Source organism: Amycolatopsis sp. BJA-103 (assembly GCF_002849735.1).
Lineage (GTDB): Bacteria > Actinomycetota > Actinomycetes > Mycobacteriales > Pseudonocardiaceae > Amycolatopsis.
The window spans coordinates 1,123,136-1,141,448 of record NZ_CP017780.1 but is presented as its reverse complement, the minus strand read 5'-3'; the positions used below and the strand labels follow the sequence as shown (position 1 = coordinate 1,141,448).

General features: G+C 68.5%; 22 protein-coding genes. 13 read left to right on the top strand and 9 right to left on the bottom strand.

Features of this window, described 5'->3' with window-relative positions; all coding sequences use genetic code 11:
* The first annotated feature begins 229 nt into the window (after nucleotides 1–229).
* A complete protein-coding gene (locus BKN51_RS05310; protein ID WP_101606555.1) occupies nucleotides 230–1,393 on the top strand; it encodes a steroid 3-ketoacyl-CoA thiolase in 1,164 nt (387 codons plus the stop codon).
* Between the two features lie 9 nt (nucleotides 1,394–1,402).
* Here the strand turns inward: BKN51_RS05310 and BKN51_RS05305 are convergent, their stop codons facing one another.
* Nucleotides 1,403–1,888, bottom strand: coding sequence for a pyridoxamine 5'-phosphate oxidase family protein (locus tag BKN51_RS05305; protein WP_101606554.1), 486 nt, complete (start codon nucleotides 1,886–1,888; stop codon nucleotides 1,403–1,405).
* Between the two features lie 40 nt (nucleotides 1,889–1,928).
* Nucleotides 1,929–2,774: an SCO6745 family protein gene (locus tag BKN51_RS05300; protein WP_101606553.1), complete on the bottom strand. Its 846-nt coding sequence runs from the start codon at nucleotides 2,772–2,774 to the stop codon at nucleotides 1,929–1,931.
* Between the two features lie 65 nt (nucleotides 2,775–2,839).
* On the opposite strand from BKN51_RS05300, the gene BKN51_RS05295 reads away from it, so the two are divergent.
* Nucleotides 2,840–3,706, top strand: a complete 867-nt coding sequence (locus tag BKN51_RS05295; RefSeq protein WP_101613055.1) for a GNAT family N-acetyltransferase — start codon at nucleotides 2,840–2,842, stop codon at nucleotides 3,704–3,706.
* Nucleotides 3,707–3,715: 9 nt separating this feature from the next.
* On the opposite strand, the gene BKN51_RS05290 is transcribed toward BKN51_RS05295, so the two are convergent.
* Together BKN51_RS05290 and BKN51_RS05285 are read right to left on the bottom strand one after the other, a co-directional pair.
* On the bottom strand, nucleotides 3,716–4,621 hold the full coding sequence (locus BKN51_RS05290; protein ID WP_101606552.1) for an SDR family oxidoreductase: 906 nt from the start codon (nucleotides 4,619–4,621) through the stop codon (nucleotides 3,716–3,718).
* Nucleotides 4,618–5,415: an SDR family oxidoreductase gene (locus tag BKN51_RS05285; RefSeq protein ID WP_101606551.1), complete on the bottom strand. Its 798-nt coding sequence runs from the start codon at nucleotides 5,413–5,415 to the stop codon at nucleotides 4,618–4,620. Before BKN51_RS05285 ends, BKN51_RS05290 begins: the two co-directional genes overlap by 4 nt.
* A gap of 90 nt (nucleotides 5,416–5,505) precedes the next feature.
* Between BKN51_RS05285 and BKN51_RS05280 the strand changes: the two genes are divergently transcribed.
* Genes BKN51_RS05280 through BKN51_RS05260 form a run of 5 tightly spaced genes read left to right on the top strand, consistent with a single transcriptional unit; the run spans nucleotide 5,506 to nucleotide 9,703 of the window.
* Nucleotides 5,506–6,255, top strand: coding sequence for an enoyl-CoA hydratase family protein (locus tag BKN51_RS05280; RefSeq protein WP_101606550.1), 750 nt, complete (start codon nucleotides 5,506–5,508; stop codon nucleotides 6,253–6,255).
* The gene (locus BKN51_RS05275) at nucleotides 6,255–7,115 is read left to right on the top strand and encodes a CoA transferase subunit A (RefSeq protein WP_101606549.1); all 861 of its coding nucleotides are present in this window, start codon (nucleotides 6,255–6,257) and stop codon (nucleotides 7,113–7,115) included. The genes BKN51_RS05280 and BKN51_RS05275 overlap by 1 nt, the downstream gene beginning before the upstream one ends.
* On the top strand, nucleotides 7,112–7,837 hold the full coding sequence (locus tag BKN51_RS05270) for a CoA-transferase subunit beta (RefSeq protein WP_101606548.1): 726 nt from the start codon (nucleotides 7,112–7,114) through the stop codon (nucleotides 7,835–7,837). The genes BKN51_RS05275 and BKN51_RS05270 overlap by 4 nt, the downstream gene beginning before the upstream one ends.
* The gene (locus BKN51_RS05265) at nucleotides 7,834–8,880 is read left to right on the top strand and encodes an NAD(P)H-dependent flavin oxidoreductase (protein ID WP_101606547.1); all 1,047 of its coding nucleotides are present in this window, start codon (nucleotides 7,834–7,836) and stop codon (nucleotides 8,878–8,880) included. The genes BKN51_RS05270 and BKN51_RS05265 overlap by 4 nt, the downstream gene beginning before the upstream one ends.
* A 31-nt stretch (nucleotides 8,881–8,911) precedes the next feature.
* Complete coding sequence (locus BKN51_RS05260) at nucleotides 8,912–9,703, top strand: alpha/beta fold hydrolase (RefSeq protein ID WP_101606546.1); 792 nt, start codon at nucleotides 8,912–8,914, stop codon at nucleotides 9,701–9,703.
* Nucleotides 9,704–9,706: 3 nt separating this feature from the next.
* Here the strand turns inward: BKN51_RS05260 and BKN51_RS05255 are convergent, their stop codons facing one another.
* Nucleotides 9,707–10,183, bottom strand: a complete 477-nt coding sequence (locus BKN51_RS05255; RefSeq protein WP_101606545.1) for a DUF2000 domain-containing protein — start codon at nucleotides 10,181–10,183, stop codon at nucleotides 9,707–9,709.
* 103 nt (nucleotides 10,184–10,286) lie between these two features.
* Between BKN51_RS05255 and BKN51_RS05250 the strand changes: the two genes are divergently transcribed.
* Nucleotides 10,287–10,754 (top strand): Lrp/AsnC family transcriptional regulator, encoded by a 468-nt coding sequence (locus BKN51_RS05250; protein ID WP_101606544.1) that lies wholly within the window; start codon nucleotides 10,287–10,289, stop codon nucleotides 10,752–10,754.
* 3 nt (nucleotides 10,755–10,757) lie between these two features.
* Here BKN51_RS05250 and BKN51_RS05245 read toward each other — a convergent pair whose 3' ends face one another.
* The 4 genes from BKN51_RS05245 to BKN51_RS05230 all read right to left on the bottom strand — a co-directional run bounded on the left by BKN51_RS05245 (nucleotide 10,758) and on the right by BKN51_RS05230 (nucleotide 14,424).
* On the bottom strand, nucleotides 10,758–11,315 hold the full coding sequence (locus tag BKN51_RS05245) for a sugar O-acetyltransferase (RefSeq protein WP_101606543.1): 558 nt from the start codon (nucleotides 11,313–11,315) through the stop codon (nucleotides 10,758–10,760).
* Between the two features lie 330 nt (nucleotides 11,316–11,645).
* Nucleotides 11,646–12,953: a DUF1996 domain-containing protein gene (locus BKN51_RS05240; RefSeq protein WP_101606542.1), complete on the bottom strand. Its 1,308-nt coding sequence runs from the start codon at nucleotides 12,951–12,953 to the stop codon at nucleotides 11,646–11,648.
* 206 nt (nucleotides 12,954–13,159) lie between these two features.
* Nucleotides 13,160–13,906: an anti-sigma factor family protein gene (locus tag BKN51_RS05235; RefSeq protein WP_101606541.1), complete on the bottom strand. Its 747-nt coding sequence runs from the start codon at nucleotides 13,904–13,906 to the stop codon at nucleotides 13,160–13,162.
* Nucleotides 13,903–14,424, bottom strand: a complete 522-nt coding sequence (locus BKN51_RS05230; protein WP_233224236.1) for a sigma-70 family RNA polymerase sigma factor — start codon at nucleotides 14,422–14,424, stop codon at nucleotides 13,903–13,905. The genes BKN51_RS05235 and BKN51_RS05230 overlap by 4 nt, the downstream gene beginning before the upstream one ends.
* A 337-nt stretch (nucleotides 14,425–14,761) precedes the next feature.
* On the opposite strand from BKN51_RS05230, the gene BKN51_RS05225 reads away from it, so the two are divergent.
* The 5 genes from BKN51_RS05225 to BKN51_RS05205 are packed head-to-tail and all read left to right on the top strand — an operon-like array spanning nucleotide 14,762 to nucleotide 18,245.
* Nucleotides 14,762–15,274 (top strand): hypothetical protein, encoded by a 513-nt coding sequence (locus tag BKN51_RS05225; RefSeq protein ID WP_236781105.1) that lies wholly within the window; start codon nucleotides 14,762–14,764, stop codon nucleotides 15,272–15,274.
* Between the two features lie 43 nt (nucleotides 15,275–15,317).
* Nucleotides 15,318–16,028, top strand: coding sequence for a DUF4142 domain-containing protein (locus BKN51_RS05220; protein WP_236781096.1), 711 nt, complete (start codon nucleotides 15,318–15,320; stop codon nucleotides 16,026–16,028).
* Nucleotides 16,021–16,626 carry a ferric reductase-like transmembrane domain-containing protein gene (locus BKN51_RS05215; RefSeq protein ID WP_101606537.1) on the top strand — a complete coding sequence of 202 codons (606 nt, stop codon included), beginning with the start codon at nucleotides 16,021–16,023 and terminating at the stop codon, nucleotides 16,624–16,626. The genes BKN51_RS05220 and BKN51_RS05215 overlap by 8 nt, the downstream gene beginning before the upstream one ends.
* Before the next feature lie 31 nt (nucleotides 16,627–16,657).
* Nucleotides 16,658–16,894, top strand: coding sequence for a ferredoxin (locus BKN51_RS05210; RefSeq protein WP_005164337.1), 237 nt, complete (start codon nucleotides 16,658–16,660; stop codon nucleotides 16,892–16,894).
* The gene (locus BKN51_RS05205) at nucleotides 16,887–18,245 is read left to right on the top strand and encodes an NAD(P)/FAD-dependent oxidoreductase (RefSeq protein WP_101606536.1); all 1,359 of its coding nucleotides are present in this window, start codon (nucleotides 16,887–16,889) and stop codon (nucleotides 18,243–18,245) included. The genes BKN51_RS05210 and BKN51_RS05205 overlap by 8 nt, the downstream gene beginning before the upstream one ends.
* Nucleotides 18,246–18,313: the final 68 nt, after the last annotated feature.

The window sequence follows — 18,313 nt, the reverse complement described above, 5'->3', positions numbered from 1 at the left end:
GCGGTTCGCCAATGAAACACGTTCTAGCCCGATTGAAGCATACGGCGTTTACCAAGTGAAGACCTTTTAGTGAAACCTGTTAACTCGACCGAGCCGACGCAGGGAAGCGCGACGAGAAGCGGGAACTGCGACCAGTGATCAAAAACCAGTCGACCCTGGGGCGACTTGCTCAAATCAAGAACGTGTTCTACTTTTTTGGTAGTGAACAGTGTTTCCCCAGGAGGCGAACGTGGGTAGTCCGGTGATCGTCGAGGCGGTCCGCACCCCTGTCGGCAAGCGCAGGGGTCACCTGGCGGGGCTGCATGCCGCCGAGATCCTCGGCGCGGCGCAGCGCGCCCTGCTCGAACGCGCGGGGCTGGACCCCGCACTGGTCGAGCAGGCGATCGGCGGCGCGGTGACCCAGGCGGGCGAGCAGGCGGGCAACGTCACGCGGACGGCGTGGCTGCACGCCGGCCTCCCCGAGACCACCGGCGCGACCACCATCGACGCCCAATGCGGCTCGGCGCAGCAGGCGACCCATCTGATCGCCGGGCTCATCGCGGCCGGGGCGATCGACGCCGGTGTTTCCTGCGGCGTCGAGGCGATGAGCCGGGTACCGCTGGGCGCGAACCGCGGCGAGGGCATCGGCACCCCGCGGCCGGAGTCCTGGTCGATCGACATGCCGAACCAGTACGGCGCCGCCGAGCGGATCGCGGAACGCCGCGGCATCACCCGCCACGACGTCGACCGGTTCGGGACGGCGTCGCAGGCCAAGGCCGCCGCCGCGTGGGCCGCCGGGCACTTCGACCGCGAGGTCGTCGCGGTGAAGGCACCCGTGCTCGGCGAGGACGGCTCCCCAACCGGCGAGACCCGGCTGGTGACCCGCGATCAAGGCCTGCGCGACACGACCGTCGAGGGCCTCGCCAAGCTCAAGCCCGTCCTCGAAGGCGGCGTGCACACGGCAGGGACGTCTTCGCAGATCTCCGACGGCGCGGCCGCGCTCCTCCTGATGGACTCGGACCGGGCCCGGGCACTGGGCCTCAAGCCGCGAGCTCGGATCGTCTCGCAGGCTTTGGTCGGCGCGGAGCCGTACTACCACCTCGACGGTCCCGTGCAGGCGACCGAACGCGTCCTGGCCAAGGCGGGGATGACGATCGGCGACCTCGACCTCTTCGAAGTCAACGAGGCCTTCGCTTCGGTTGTGCTGTCATGGCAACGGGTGCACCGGCCCGACGAGGACAAGGTCAACGTGAACGGTGGCGCGATCGCGCTCGGGCATCCCGTCGGCAGCACCGGCGCCCGCCTGCTGACCACGGCGCTGCACGAACTGGAACGCCGCGACGCGAGCACCGCCCTGGTGACGATGTGCGCAGGCGGCGCGCTTTCCACCGGCACCGTCATCGAGCGGATCTAGCGCCGTGCCCTAGTCCAGCGCGACCTCGACCACCGGACCGTTGTCCGGCCTCGCGAGCCGTTTGCTCCCCTGGCCCTCCTTCCAGAAGTCGAAATAGATGGTGTTGCCCTCGACCCAGGTCAGCACCACCTCGGTGAGGTCGAGCCGGAAGACGTGGCCCTCCCCGTCGTCACCCTGCAGGCGGGCGACCTCCGCCGGATCGGTGATCTCGACGGCCTTGCCCGACACCTTCGCGTCCGCGCCGCCCTCGTCGATCGCCGAGGCGGCGTGGATCGCGAACCTGCCGTCACGCCGCAGATCCTTCGCCTTCATCGCGTCGATCATCGAACCGATCAGCAGATCCCGTTCGCGGAAATCGACCTCACTGCCGCTGACCCGGGGCGAGCCGTCCTTCCGGACCGTCGCCAGCACATGCGATTTCGTCGCGGTGAACCGCTCTTTGATCTTCTCCGCCAGCGCGGGTGCCTCTTCACTGAATCGCTGCCACGTCGCCATGGGGAACAGCGTCGCACCGGGGTCCGACAGTTTCGAGCGGTCAGGGCCGGGGTGCCCCCATCGGATTCGGCAGCGGGATCGCACCGGCGTCGAAGACGCGGCGGCTGAGCGGCACGGCGATCCGCAGGACCCCGGCGGCACCGTCCTCACCCAACGCGTCGAGAGGACCGGTGGCGAGGCGGTCGGTCTCGTCCTCGATCCGTTGGCGCAGCGCGATTCCCGAGTCGGTGAGCCGCAGATCGCCGTCGAGGACACCCCGCTCGCGAAGCCGCGTGACACTCTCGTCCCAGTCTTCGTCGGACCAGCCGCGGTTGATCTGGATGACTTCGCGCGTCACCGCCCCGCTTCCGATGTGGGTCAGTGTGGTGTCGAGCCCGCGCAGTCCGGCTGCGACGGCGGAAAGCACGTGACCGTCCCCGCGATGCTCGCGCAACACCGTCGCCGCGAGCCAGACCCTCCCGGCAGGCGTGGCGGGCCGGGCGACCGCCGACCAGGCGGCGGCGAGTGGCCTTGCCGCGTAATCGCATCCGGTGACGGCTTGTTCGAGCAGATCGGCGAGTTCCCCGAAAGGCGCGTCGGCGGGCAGGATCCGGCCCAGCGCGACCTCGACGGCGTCCATCCGGCTCTGGAGCACCACCGCCGGTTCGGCGTACTTCCAGGCGTCGGGCAGGGATCGCGCGACCATACGCGGCGCGAAGCCGAAGAGCATCGCCGTCACGGGTGGTTCCGGCAGTGGCCCGAGCGGCGCCACACGCCCGGCGAAATAGCCCATCCACCAACCCGGCAGGCCCACCGCCTTGGCCGCGGCCGCCGTCTCCGGGGCGAAGTAGACGACGGCGTGCAGTGGCTCGACCGCTTCCCAGAGACGGCGCTGAAGTGACGTCACGTCCCCATCTTGGCCTCGCCGAAAACCGGATGCGACTCTTCGCGGCGTGGTGTGTGATCACGGGTATGGCGATCACCGTGGAAAAGCCGGACATCGACGGACTGGGCGAGGCCGTGGCCGCGCTGCGGGACTGGCAGTCCGAAGGGGTGGCATGGCAGCTGCATCCCGGTGACCTCGGCTGGTTCTGGCGCTCCGGGGCGGAGGCCACGGCCGCGGCGGTCCGGATCTGGCGCCGGGACGGGCGGATTCTCGCCGTCGGGCTCCTGGACGGAGCCGACCTCCTGCGCGTGACGACCGCGCCCGATGTCCGCCGGGACGAGGAGCTGGCGCGGCGGATGGCCGAAGACGTGATCGCGCCGGAACGCGGTGTGCTGCCGCCGGGGGAGGTGGCCGTCGAGGCGCCGATGGACGCTCTGCTGCAGGATCTGCTGCCCGGGCACGGCTGGCGCACCGGCGAACCGTGGACGCCGCTGAGGCTCGATCTCGCCGAACCGGTGAAGGCCCCGGACCTGCGGATCGAGACGATCGGACCGGACAACTGCCACGTATGGGCCGACGTGATGCGCGGAGCGTTCGACGGCTCGACGTTCACTCCCGAGAAGTGGCGCGCGATGGCGACCGGTGCGCCGTACGCCGACTCCCGGTACTTGGCCGGGTACGACGAGCGGGGCGACGCCGTCGCGGCGGTCGCCGTGTGGTCCGCGGGCGCGGGGAAGCCCGGGATACTCGAGCCGATGGGGGTGCACCGGGACCATCGCGGCCACGGGTACGGCAGGGCGATCACCGTCGCCGCGGCGGTCGCGCTCCAGGAGCTCGGCTCGTCGAGTGCGGCCCTGGGCACGCCGAGTTCGAACGTCGCCGCCGTCGCGACCTACAAGTCGGCCGGGTTCCACGCGCGGCCCGAGGTCCGGGACCTCACCAGGGACGCTTGAGCGGAGGCTCTAAGCCCCGTAAACAGGTTCGGGAACGGGCGTCTCCGCCAGCAACTCGGTCACGACCGGGCCGAGTTCGGCGGGCGCCCACCGGGATCCCTTGTCCCGCACCGTCCCGTGCCGCCAGCCCTGCGCGATCGAGACGCGTCCGCCGTCGACCTCGAACACCCGTCCGGTCACCCCGGACGACTCCTCGCTGCCGAGCCACACCACCAGCGGTGACACGTTTTCCGGGGCCATGGCGTCGAAACCGGCCTCCGGCGCGGCCATGTCGTCGGCGAACGCCTCTTCGGTCATCCGGGTGCGGGCGGCCGGGGCGATCGCGTTCACGGTGACGCCGTAGCGCCCGAATTCGGTGGCCGCGACCAGGGTGAGGCCCAGGATCCCGGACTTCGCGGCCGCGTAGTTCCCTTGTCCGACGCTGCCGAGCAGACCCGCGCCGGAACTGGTGTTGATCACCCGCGCGGTCCGCGTCCGGCCCGCTTTCGACTCCGCCCGCCAGTATTCGGCGGCGTGCCGCGTCGGCGCGAAATGCCCCTTCAGGTGGACCCGGATGACCGCGTCCCATTCGTCTTCGCCGAGGTTGACCAGCATCCGGTCGCGCAGGAAACCGGCGTTGTTGACCAGGACGTCCAGCCCGCCGAAGGTTTCGACGGCGGTCCGCACCAACGCGGCGGCGCCGTCCCAGGAAGCGATGTCGTCGGTGTTCGCGATCGCCTTGCCGCCGAGCGCCTCGATCTCGTCGACGACGTCCTGCGCCGGCCCCGCCGACCCGCCGCTGCCGTCGATCCCGGCGCCGAGGTCGTTCACCACCACTCGCGCGCCCTCGGCGGCGAACGCGAGCGCGTGCGCCCGTCCGATGCCGCGACCGGCACCGGTCACCACCACGATCCGGCCGTCGGCGATCCCGCTCACACCGGCTCCTTTCGTTCTTCGACCATCGAATTGGAGGCGGCGAGAAAGGCTGGAACCTCTCCCCCGCCGTGCACGGTCAGGCAGGCACCGCTGACATAGGAGGCCAGCGGGGACGCCAGGAACACCGCGCAGGAACCGATCTCGTCGGGTTCGGCCAACCGGCCCAACGGGACTGTCGCGCCCACGGCCTCGATCCCGGCTTCGTCGCCGTAGTGCAGATGCGAGTGCTCCGTCCGCACCATGCCGACGTCGAGCGCGTTGACCCGCACCTTCGGCGCCCACTCGACGGCGAGCGTCGCTGTCAGGTTGTCGAGGCCCGCTTTCGCCGCGCCGTAGGACGCCGTCCCCGGCGACGGTCTCGTCGCGCTGACACTGCTGATGTTCACGATGACGCCGCCGCCTTCCTGGCGCTGCATGATCGCGTTCGCCGCGCGGGCGACGGTCAACGGCGCCAGCAGGTTCAGCGCGACGATCTTCTCGTGGAACCGCGGTGACGCGTTCGCCACCTCGGCGAACGGCGCGCCGCCCGCGTTGTTGACCACGACGTCGAGCCTGCCGTGACGCCGGAAGATCTCCTCGAAGAGCGCGTCGACCTCTCCCGCGTCGCGGACGTCGCACGAAATGAACGTCGACGCCCGGTCTCCGGCGCGGACCGGTTGTTCGGGTTCGGTGCGGGCGCAGGTGACGACTTCGGCGCCCGCGCGCAGGAAAGTCCTGGTGACACCGGCGCCGACGCCGCGTACGCCGCCGGTCACCAGCACCACGGCGCCGTCGAGCCGGAGTTCGAGTGCCATACCGGGCCTCCTTCACGGTCGCTGTACCCGGGCCGGGTGTCCTGCTAACGTACCAAGCAAGTGCTAGGTTTGGTAGCGGAAGGGTGCACGATGAGCGTTTCCACCCACTCACCGGAGCCCGGCATCGCCGTGGTCACGGTCGACGCGCCCCCGGTGAACGCGCTGAGCGTGAAGGGGTGGTTCGCCCTCGCCTCCGCCGTCACCGAGGCCGGGCGAGATCCCTCGACGCATGTCGTGGTGCTGCGCGCGGAAGGCCGCGGATTCAACGCGGGTGTCGACATCAAGGAGATCCAGCGCGATCCGGGATACAGCGCGCTGATCGGCGCGAACGAGGGCTGCGCGGCGGCGTTCTCCGCCGTGTACGACTGCGCGGTCCCGGTGATCGCCGCGGTGCAGGGCTTCTGCCTCGGCGGCGGGGTCGGCCTGGTCGGCAACGCGGACGTCGTGGTCGCCAGCGACGACGCGACCTTCGGGCTCCCCGAGGTCGATCGCGGCGCACTCGGCGCGGCGACGCATCTCGCGCGGCTGGTCCCCCAGCATCTGATGCGGGCGTTGTACTACACGGCTTCGACGATCACCGCGGACCAGTTGCACCACCACGGTTCGGTCTATGCCGTGGTCTCGCGGGACGAACTCGACGAGACCGCGCTCGGCCTGGCGAGGCAGATCGCGGCGAAGGACACCCGCGTGATCCGCGCGGCGAAACAGGCCATCAACGGCATCGACGTCCAGCCCGTGCATCGCAGCTACCGCTTCGAGCAGGGATTCACCTTCGAACTCAACCTGGCGGGCGTGTCCGACGGCGCGCGCCAGGAGTTCTTGGACGGTAAGGGGAAGTGATGGCCGACAAGCGGATGACGCCGGACGAGATCGTCGGCGAACTCGAAGACGGCATGACCATCGGGATCGGCGGCTGGGGCTCCCGGCGCAAGCCCATGGCGCTGGTGCGCGCGATCCTGCGCTCACCGCTCAAAGATCTCACCGTGGTCTCCTACGGCGGCCCGGACGTCGGGTTGCTGGCATCGGCGGGCAAGCTCAAGCACCTCGTCTTCGGCTTCGTCACCCTGGACACGATCCCCTACGACCCGTGGTTCTCCCGGGCACGGGAATCCGGGACGATCACCGTCACCGAGTACGACGAAGGTGTCTTCGGGACCGGCCTTTCCGCGGCCGCGCAACGACTTCCGTTCCTGCCGACGCGCGCGGGCCTCGGTTCCGGCGTGATGGACCTGAACCCGTCGCTGCGCACCGTCCGGTCCCCGTACGACGACGCCGAAGAACTGCTGGCCGTGCCCGCGATCGAGCTCGACGCGGCCCTCGTCCACCTCAACCGCGCCGACGCCCGGGGGAACGCGCAGTACCTCGGGCCGGATCCGTACTTCGACGAACTGTTCGCGCTCGCCGCCGACAAGTGTTACGTGTCCACGGAAAAGATCGTGGAGACGGCCGAACTCGCCGAAGCGGGACCGGTGCAAAGCCTGCTGCTGAGCCGGATGCTCGTCACCGGGGTCGCCGAAACGCCGAACGGCGCGCACTTCACCACCGCCGCCCCGGACTACGGACGCGACGAACGCTTCCAGCGTCATTACGCCGAGGCGGCCAAGGATCTCGACGCGTGGCCCGGGTTCGTGGACCGGTTCCTGTCGGGGGACGAAGCCCACTACCAGAAGGCCGTCGCCGAATTCGGGGAGTCCGCATGAGTGACGCAACGCGCGCCGAGATCGCCGTCGTGGCCTGCGCCGAATTGTTCCGCGGCGACGGCGAGATCGTGGTGAGCCCCATGGGATTCATCCCGTCGCTGGGCGCGAGGCTCGCCAGGCTGACCTTCGAACCGGACATCCTGCTCTCCGACGGCGAGGCGTACCTGATGACCCCCGAAGCCGTCGTCGAAGGCTGGCAACCGTTCCGCAAGGTCCTCGATACCGTGGTGCCGCGCGGAAAACGCCATGTGGTGATGGGCGCCAACCAGATCGACGGCGAGGGCAACCAGAACATCTCGGCGATCGGCGACCATTCCCAGCCGAAGAAGCAACTTCTCGGCGTGCGCGGCGGGCCGGGCAACACGGCGAACCACCGCACGAGCTACTGGGTTCCGCGGCACAGCAGGCGGGTCTTCGTCGATCAGGTCGACATCGTGTCCGGCGTCGGTTACGCCAGGGCACGCGAGGCGGGTCTGCGCTATCACGACGTCCATCGCGTCGTCACCAACCTCGGCGTCCTGGACTTCGGCGGCGAAGACCACGCCCCGAGGCTGCTTTCCGTCCATCCGGGGGTTTCCGTGGACGAGGTCGTCGAGGCGACGTCGTTCCCGCTGATCACCGGCGACGTCACGGAATCCCGGCTGCCGACCGAGTCCGAGCTGCTCCTGATCCGGACCAGTCTCGACCCGAAGTCCCAGCGGGACAAGGAAGTCCCGTCGTGAAGACCGCGCTGACCGAATTGGCCGGGATCCGGCATCCGGTCGTGCAGACCGGGATGGGCTGGGTCGCCGGACCGCGGCTGGTGTCCGCGACGGCGGAAGCGGGCGGCCTCGGCATCCTCGCGTCCGCGACGATGACCTACGACGAACTGGCGGCGGCGATCAAGGAGGTCAAGAGCCGCACGTCGCGGCCGTTCGGCGTCAACCTCCGCGCGGACGCCGAGGACGCCCAGCGCCGGGTCGAGCTGCTCATCGGCGAGGAGGTCCGGGTGGCCTCCTTCGCGCTCGCGCCGAAGAAGGACATGATCGCGCGGCTCAAGGACAACGGCGTCCTCGTCGTCCCGTCGGTCGGCGCGGCCAGGCACGCGGAGAAGGTCGCGGGCTGGGGTGCCGACGCCGTCATCGTGCAGGGCGGCGAGGGTGGCGGGCACACCGGCGGCGTCGCGACGACCCTGCTGCTTCCCTCGGTACTGGACGCCGTCGACATCCCGGTGGTCGCGGCGGGCGGCTTCTTCGACGGCCGGGGGCTGGCCGCCGCGCTCGCGTACGGGGCGGCGGGCGTCGCCATGGGCACCCGGTTCCTCCTCACCCGGGAGAGCACCGTCCCCGACGAGATCAAGCAGGCGTACCTCGCCCGTGACCTCAACGGCACCGTCGTCACCCGCAAGGTGGACGGGATGCCGCACCGCGTCCTCCGGACGGAACTGGTCGACGCGCTCGAGTCCGCCGGCCCGGTGAGCGGGCTCGCGCGCGCCGCCCGCAACGCCGCGAAGTTCCGGAAGCTGAGCGGGCTGTCGTGGCACTCGCTGGCCACCGAAGGGCTGCGGATGAAACGCGGCGGCGACCGGACGTGGTCGCAGGTCCTGATGGCCGCCAACACGCCGATGTTGCTGCGCGCCGGGCTGGTCGAGGGCGACCGGAGCGCCGGGGTGCTGGCGTCCGGGCAGGTCGTCGGCCTGCTGGCCGACCTGCCCGCGGTCGGCGAGCTGATCGAGACGATCGTGGCCGAGGCCGACGGCGTCCTGCGGCGGCTGGCCTCCGGATGAGCGGGCGAGCGCGCTGTGCTTGACTTCGGCCATGATCTCGGAGAGTCGTTGTCCGGTCGAGGACGGTGAGCTGTACGTCCGCAGCACCGGCGAAGGGCCGCTTCTGCTCCTGATCGCCGGTGGGCTGGGTTCGGCGGACACCTTCCGGGCGATGACGAAGCTGCTCGCCGACGACTACACCGTCGTCACCTACGACCGGCGCGGTCACTTCCGCAGTACCGACACCAGCACCGGCCCGGTCAGCGTGCCGAAGCAGGCCGAAGACGCCTACGCCGTCCTTCAGCACGTCGGCGGCGGGCCCGCGAGCGTGTTCGGGACCAGCGCGGGCGCCCTGATCGGCCTCGACCTCGTCGCCCGTCACCCGGAGGCGGCGACCACGCTGGTCGCCCACGAACCTCCCGCCATCCAGCTGCTCCCGGACGCGCTCGGCTGGCTCGACGAGGCCAACGCGCAGGTCCGGCTCGCGCAGGCAGGCGATCTGATGGGCGCGTTCAAACGGTTCACCGACGGGATCGCCGGCGCCGCGCTGCCCGAACTGCGCGCGATCCGGCTGCCGAACGAGGAGGACTGGAAGCGGCTGTTCGGCCGCGAACTGTCCGAAATCCTCGACTACCTTCCCGATCTGCGAGCGTTGCGGCGGGCAAGGACCGAGATCTTCCCGGTCGCGGGGGTCGGCAGCCGGGGTCACTACCACTACCACCCCGCGAAGATCCTCGCGCTGGAACTGGGGCTGCCGTTCACGGAGGTGCCCGGGGCGCACCTGGCGCCGCAACGGAATCCGGCCCAGTTCACCGAAGCGCTGCGGGACCTCCTCGAGGGCTGAAGGTCACGCCATCAGGGGCAGCTTGCCGACCAGTTTGTCGATCCGGTTGCGCGGCCCGACGATGCCGATCGCGCAGAAGTCCATCTCTTCGGTCGGGATCTCCTTCATCGTCGCGAGGAAGTCGGCGTAGACCCGGATCTGCTGGGCGACCGCAGGCATGTCCGCGACGTGGCACCCCGGTGAGGCCGCGGCCTTGGCGCGGATGGCCCGCAGCTTCTCGGCGTCGGCCGACAGCACCGAGCAGCCGACCCACGGCAGGCCGGTGTAGTGCTCGCCGCCGGCGTCGACCGCTTCCTCGCCCAGGAGGCCGGTCACGGCCTTCGTGGTGGCGACGGCGGTGCAGACCGCCGCGTTGACCGCGCGCCCGGGCGGCAGCTCGCTGTTGACCACGATGACCCACTTCAACCTGGCGGAGCGGGTGGACGCGGTGGGATCGATCTCGTCGGGGGCGAACCCGATGGCCGTACCGTACTCGGACATTCAGCTGGTCTCCTGCTCATATCAACGGATGAACAACGCCAAGCTAGGAGGACATACGAGTATAGTCCATCGTGTTCGTACTTAATACGGCGAGAGGGCCGAAATGGCACGACTGGACGAACTTGATCAGGCGATCCTGGCGCAACTGCAGTCGGACGCACGGAAGACCAACCGCGAAGTGGCCGCCGCGGTGGGCGTTTCGCCGACCACCGCGCTGGACCGCACCCGCGGCCTGCGTGAACGCGGCGTGATCCGCGGGGCGCTGCTGGACGTCGATCTGCCGTCGATCGGCCGCGGGGTGCAGGCGCTCATCGCGGTGCGGGTGCGCCCGCCCTCGCGACGGAACATCGAGAACTTCCGGAACTTCGTCAACGCGCTGCCCGACATCGTCGGCCTCTACGTGACCACCGGGACCGAGGACTTCATCCTGCATGTGGCCGTCCCCGACAACGACAGCCTCTACGCCTTCGTGATCGACAAGCTGACCGAACGCCCCGAGGTGGCCGACGTGCGCACTTCCATGGTCTTCGAGCACATCCGGCGCACCCGGATCACGCCTTCCGGCAAGTGAGCCTCAGAGCTCCCGGATGACCCGTGCCGGGTTACCCGCCGCGAACACCTTCGACGGCAGGTCCCGCGTGACGACGCTGCCCGCGCCCACCACGGTGTCGTCCCCGACGGTGACACCGGCGCACACGATGACGCCACCGCCGAACCAGACGTTGTTCCCGATGGTGATCGGCGCGGCCGACTCCCAGCGCTGCCGCCGCAGCTCGTGGTCCTCCATCGGATGCAGCGCCGTCAGCAGCTGGCAGCGCGGCCCGATCGAGCAGTCCGAGCCGATCTTGATCGGGGCGCAGTCGAGCAGGATGGCGTCGTAGTTGAGGAAACTGTTGGCGCCGATCTCGATCAGATAGCCGTAGTCGCACTGGAACCGCGGCATGATCCAGGAGCTCTCACCGAGTTTTCCCAGCAGTTCCCGCAGAATCGTGTCCCGTTCACCGGTCTCCTCGGCGCCTGTCCCGTTGAAACGGTCGACGAGCGCCTGCGCACGCCTGCGGTCCACGACCAGTTCGGGGTCGTTGTCCCGGTACAGCTCGCCGCGCAGCATGCGGTCCTTTTGCTCACCCATACCGCCAACCTACCGAAAAACCCCGCCGGCGAGCTTCCCTCGGGAAGCCGCCGGCAGGGCGGGTGAATGCTTGCGGAGCGTTCTTCAGTTGTGTCGATCGGTTTCCGAGTAGGGCCGGCCCGGCGGGTGGGTGAGGTGTAGGGGGGACCCGCCGGGCCGGAGTTTTTTCCTCCTGTTCGCCGATTCTCGGAAATCTCTGATGGAGTTGTGAGATGAACGATAACCCCGAACGGCGACGATTGCCATGGTGACCTGGATCACTATTTAAGTGGAAACCGTTGGGGCACAACAAAGTCCTACAATTATTGAGTACATTGTGGACTTATCGAGTCATTCGCGGCACTTGCGGCCCTCGTTGACGCAGTCGACGAGGCGATCCATGATCTGGTTCGACATCACGTTCGCGAAATCGTCATGATCGGAGAAGGGGTTGTGATCCTCCTCCGGGAAAGAGTCCACTTTGTACTGTCCGTTGACCTGGACCTCCCGGGGGATCTTGTAGGTCAGCGAGATGGTGAGCTCCGGGACGGCGGTCAGGCCGTTCGCACACTCGCCGTTCTCGTCGGGATACTTGATGTGGTCCCGGTGGTTCTCGCTGTCGATGTTGTTGCCGTCGAGACAGCTCGGGAACGTGTGCACCCGCTTGACGTCACTGCCCTCGGGGCAGATCGGGTACTGCTTGATGACGCGATCCTCGAAGCCGGTGCAGGTCCAGCTTTCCCGCGCGTTGGCGGGCCCGTTCGTGGTGACCTTCGCGTCACCGTAAAGGATACGGAGGAACTTCGGCATCTCCTTCACCTTCTCCTGGGCGTTGCCCTTGAAGGTGATGTCGACGACCGCGGGACGCTGGATCTCACCGTCGTTGCCCGCGAGTTCGTTGTCCGCGTTCGGCGCGTCCAGTTCGGCCTGGTCCTGATTGTTGTTCTGGTTGCCCTGGTTGCCCTGGTTGTCGTTGTTCTGGTTCTGATTCTGGTTGTTCTGATTCTGGTTGTTCTGGTCGCGGCCTTGCCGGTCGTCGCCCTGGTTCTGCTGACGGTTCCGGTCACCGTTCTGATCGCGGTCGCCTTGCGGCTGGCCGCCACCACCGGAGTTGCGGTCGCCCTGACGCTGCTGGTCCCGGCCGCCCTGGTTCTGCTTGTCACCCTGCTGGTTGTTCTGGTTCTGGCCGTTCTGCTGCTGCTCGCCTTCCTCTTCGGTGTCGATCCGCACCACCGGCCAGAAGTACGCCGATTCGTCACCGTTGCGGCAGGTGGTACCGGCGCCCAGCAGGCTGTCGTTGTTCGAATCCGCGTTGGTGGAAAGGTTTCCGACGTAGTCGTGCAGGTGCTGCGCGCCATTGCGGATACCCGGCTGCGCGATGAAGTTGTCGGGATTGAAATGCCCGTTCTCGTTCTTGCCGCAGTCGACGGTGAACGAGCCCGTGGACGCGTTCCGGCCCTGTTGCGGTTTGTCGACGTTCGGCTGCACCTTGGTGATGTCCACGAACTGCGACTTGTCCACCTCGTCCGCGGAGGCCTTGTCGGAGTCGCCGGTCGTGGTGGACACCACCAGTCCACCGACCGCGATCGACAGGCCCAGCAACGCGGTCGCGATCTTGGTCCTGCGGGCGATACGATGGCGCCCTTGATTTCGTGCCATTGACTTGCTCACCTCATTCGTTTCCGGGCACGCGGAAAATCACTCGCACCCAGTCATGAGTCACGCATTTGTCGAATACGCCGATTACCGAATTCGCGGCGAACCTTCTGTTCGCCCGCCGAGGGAGATCCGGCTACTGAGAGATACGGTTCCAGCCGGGATCCGGTTCAAAACGCGACCCCGCCGTTATCTTTCCGTTATAAACTTTACCGGCGCACGATGGCCAGTACGGTGCCGTCCTGCTTGTGGACCTCGAAGCGTTCGATGTCGGCCTTCTGCAGCGCCGTCGAACCGGTGATGACGAGGGGGTCCGGGGAACCGGGGACGCCGTAGCCCTTGGACGGCACACTCCAGTTGTTGACGACGTAGGCCTCTCCACCGTGGGAGTAGGCGAAGAGCTGACAGGTCATCGGGCCGGTGAGGCCGCGCAGTTCGAGCTCGACCGCGCTGCCCCACTCCTTCTCCTGGACCGTGACCTCGGCGGCGACCGCGTTGCCCGCCTCGGACCAGCCGAACGGGGCGGCGCCGCCGTCCGGGCCGGGCTCCCTGGTCGGCGACAACGGCACCACCGACGTGACGACGGTGGGCGCGGCCTGCGTGATGACCGGTTCACGGTCGGTGAGCGAAAGAACGGTGAGCGGGCCGCCGACGATGAGCACGAGTACGGCGGCGGCCGTCGCGAGCCGGATGACCTTGCGACGGCGGCCCGCCTTGGCGGCGTCCGCGAGCAGCATCCGCAGCACCCGCGGCCCGGGGCCCTTCACGGGCGGATCCGGCCAGCTCTTCTTGACCATGTCCAGGATGTCGGGCAGGTGGTACATCTCCACCAGCTCGACCTGGCACTCGGGGCACTCCAGCAGGTGCGCCTCGAACCTGGCGTGATCCTCCTCGCCGAGAACGCCCAGGACGTAGGCGGCGATATCCGTGTGCGGCGCTCCGGACACCTCGCTCACCCCCGCTCCTGCAACGCCCTGCGCAGCGCGCGCACAGCGTGGTGGATCCGCGATTTCACCGTACCCGGCGGAACCCCGAGCGTCGCCGCGACCTCGTTCACGGTGCGGTCACGCAGGTAGGTCTGCTGGACGGCTTCACGTTGTTCCGGGGAAAGATTGCGCAGGGCCTCGTAAACGATCATGGCCGCGAGCGTCTTCTCCGATTCGTCCGGCACTCCGATCGAATCCGACTCGAGTTCCTCCACCTCTTGAGGGCGGGCGCTCCGGCTCCGCCAGCCGTCGATGACGATGCGCCTGGCCACGGTGAAGAGCCAGGCGCGCAGCATTTCCGGCTGCCGGTCGAGTTTGCCGGCGTTGCGCCACGCCTTGATGAGCGTCTCCTGGACCACGTCCTCGGCCCACTGGCGATCGTGGCCGGTCAACTTCAGCACGAACGCCATCAGGCTCGATCCGAACTCCTGGTACAACGCCCTGATGAGGTCGTCATGCCCGTTCGAAGCGGGTTCATGATCGACCATTGGCTGCAGTATCCGAGAGTGGCGTCCCACGCGGCACATCTTTGTGGGATCAGGGGCGATAAGTCCAGTACCAAAACCGTTCCCGCCCGGTTCTGTCCCAGGTGAAAGTTTTTTGAACCGTTCCCGACTCGTGACCGTATCCCCTACCGAAGACCCCCCGACCCGGCGCTGTCCCCCGCACCGCCGAATCCACTGTGGATCTTGACCGTCCACAGTGTACTTAAACCTGCCTGCGCACCGTCACCCCGCGGCGACTGCGCACTCCTCTGGCCCCGACAGGAGGATTTCCGTGAACCCCGTGTCACGCTCGGTCATACCTCTGACTCTCACCTTGGCCGTGGTCGCGCTGACCGCGGCCTGCACCACCGGTACCGCGGGACCGAACGGCTCTCCGGGCGCGGCCCCCGCCGCCGGCGCGGCGGAAATCCCCGGAATGCCCGACCCCGCGGCCGACGTCGCCCCCGGTGTCACCGCGGCGATCCTGTTCGACCTCGGACCGATCGTCACCGACACAGGAGGCTTCACGCTTTACCGCTACGACAAGGACACGGTCGATCCGCCCAAGTCGAATTGCGCCGAAACCTGCTCGCGGACCTGGATTCCCGCGAAAGCAGGCGGCGACCTCGTGGTGACCGGTATCGATCGCGCGCTGGTCGGCACCGTGACCAGGGACGACGGCACCGAGCAGGTCACGCTCGCGGGCTGGCCGCTCTACCGCAACGCGAAGGACGCGATGCCCGGCAACACCGGCGGGCAGGGTGTCGACGACGCGTGGTTCCCGGTCAAGCCGGACGGGACGAAGGTGCTGCTCACCGCGGAGACCTGGCAGGCCGATGACCTCGGCATCTGACACCCCCCCTGCGTTTTCCCGCCTGCTGATCGTTTTGCTGACGATGGCCGCGGTGACACTGCTCGGCCCTGCCGACGACGCGCACGCCCAAGAACTCTCCGCGGCGGACAAGAACCTGATCGTCAACGTCAAACTGGCCGGATTGTGGGAAATGCCCGCCGGGATGTGGGCGCAGGAACGCGGGAAGAGCAAGCGGACCCGCGAAGTCGGCCGGACCCTGATGATCGACCACGGCAGGCTCGACACCGCGACGCATTCCATCGCCGACCGGTTCGGCATCCCCCTGCCGTCCGAGCCGTCGGACCAGCAGTCCGCGTGGCTCGGCGAGATGAAGGCCGCCCGCGACGACACCGAGTTCGACCGGATCTTCGCCAACCGGCTCCGGTACGCCCACGGGGTGCTGTTCCCCATCATCGCCCAGGTCAGGGCCGGTACCCGCAACGACGTCGTCCGCGACTACGCCACCACGGCCAACCAGGCGGTGCTGCGGCACATGACCCTGCTGGAGAGCACCGGCGTGGTCGACCAGTCACTGATGCCGGAAGCGCCGGTGCCGCAGTCGAACTCGGCCAACGCCGCGATGGACGTCGGTTTCGGCGACTTGGCCCTCGGCCTGCTGCTCGCGGTGGTGCTCGGCGGCGGGCTGTTCTTCGCCATCCGGACCCTGCGCAGCAAGAACACCCGGACCCGCAAACGCGCGGCCGCCGCCGAACCAGAGCTGGTTCCCAGTGCCCCAGGAGAGATCAATGTATGACCAGTGGTCCGAGGTGGTGATCGTCCTGACCCAGAAATCGGACACCGACCCCGGTATCAAGGGCATGGCGCAGACCTCCGCCCGGATCTCGTACGGCTTCATGTGCCTCACCCTGTGCTGGGGCGTGTTCACCGCGACCGGCTGGATCAAGTCGCTGACCGGGCGGAAGGCACTGCGCAACTCGCATATGGTGCTCGGCATCCTGACGCTGTCGTTCGGCGTCGTGCACGCGATGTCGTTCCTGTTCCTGCCCGACGGCTTCACCCTCGCGCAGATCTCGATCCCGCTCCTGCCGGGCACGCTGGCGCGGCACGAACTCGGCGTCGTCGGGCTCGAGGTGATGATCGCCGTCGCGCTGACCGGCGGCATCAGCCGGTTCAGTTCCTACCGGCGTTTCGTGTGGATCCACCGGCTCGCCTATCCGGCGGTCGCGATCACGGCGCTGCACGCGTTCTTCGGTGCCATGGCCAACGGCCACCTCGGCCTCCTGTGGTTCGGCGGGATCACCCTGCTCATCCCCGTCGTGTTGCTGACCGTCCTGCGGTTCATGCCGACCCGGTACCTGGAACGGCTGGGCCTGGTCGAGGAACTGGTCTGACGAGAGCGGAAACGACTTGGAGAGACGAAAAATGATCTTCGGAAGCGTGCGGCGCGGCACTCGCGTCAGCGTCGACAACGAGCGGTGCGAGATCTTCGGCTTCTGCGAGATGGAGGCGCCCGCCACGTTCAAGATCGGACCGGACGGCAAGCTCCGCATCCGCCGGATGGTCGACCGGGACGGGCTGGACCAGGCCATTTCCGCCGCCCGGCTCTGCCCGAAACAAGCCATCAGAGTCAAGGGAGAAGGAGCGTACGACGATGAGTGACGGAGATCGGATCGTCATCGTCGGTGCGGGCGTCGCCGGGCTCCGCTCCGCGGAACGCCTGCGGGAACTCGGTTTCGACGGCGAGATCGTGCTGGTCGGCGACGAGCCGCGGAAGCCGTACCACCGGCCGATGGTGTCGAAGGAACTCATCACCGGCGGCGTGAAACCGGTGGCCGCGAGCCTGGAGCCGTACCTCGACCTGGACGTCCACTGGCGGCTCGGCACCCGCGCGACCTGGCTCGACACCAAGGAACGCACGGTGCACCTGCCCGGCGGGGAGTCCCTTTGGTACGACGGCCTGATCGTCGCGACCGGCGTCCACCCCCGGCATCTCCCCGGCTCGCCGCGCCACGACCCCCGGGTCCGTGTGCTGCGCACCGTGGAGGACTCACTCGCCGTCCGGCGGGCCTTGGGGAACAGCAACAAGTCCGTCGTGGTGATCGGCAGCGGCCTGATCGGGAACGAGTTCGCCGCGTCGATGCGGTACATGGGCCGTGACGTCACGCTCATCGGCCACGCGAAGGCGCCTTTGCACCGCTTCGGGGAGCGGATCGCGTCGGCGCTCACGAAGGAACACCAGCACCACCGCGCGAAGCTGGCGATGAACACCGAGGTGCGGAACTGGATCAGCACCAAGGAGACCGTCGGGCTGCACCTGACGAACAACCAGTTCCTGGTGGCCAGCTGCGTGGTGCTCTCGATCGGCAGCGTGCCCGCCGTGGACTGGCTGCGCGGTTCGGAGCTGACCATCGACGACGGCGTCCTGTGCGAATCGACCCTGTTCGCCGTCGGGGCGGAGGACGTCGTGGTCGCCGGCGACGTCGCGAAATGGCCGAACCTTCGGATCGACGAGACCCCGCGACGGGTCGAGCACTGGATGAACGGTGTCGAATCCGGGCGCGCGGCGGCGGAAAGCCTGATGCTGGGCCGGGGCAACGCGCGGCCGTACACGCCGCTCCCCCGTGCCTGGTCGTCGCTGTACGACGCGCGGCTGCAGACGGTCGGGATGCCGTCGCTGGGCAAGGACACGATCGAACTGTCCGACGGGGTCACCGGTTTCGTCCGCGACGGCAGGCTCATCGGCGCGGCGGGCTGGGACCGGCCGAAGGCGATGATCCACTGGACCGCCGAACTCGACCGGCGGCTGCCGGTGCCCGAGCCGGTGTTCCCTACGTCCGCTCCCGCGGAACCGTCGTTCGCGGCTTCCGCCGCTTCAGGTGCTTCGGGCGAGCCGGCGCCGATCGGAGAGGACATCCTCGCCCCGTTCGAGCGGGACTTCCTGTCCGACACCCCGACCGCGGCCGTACCCGCACAGGAGGAGATGCCCTGGGCTCGCGTTCCCGCCGGGTGACCCGGGTTCGCGACCGGACCGGGGCCGCGCGCGGCGGCCGCGGTCCCTCGGGTGGCGGTGGGTTGCTG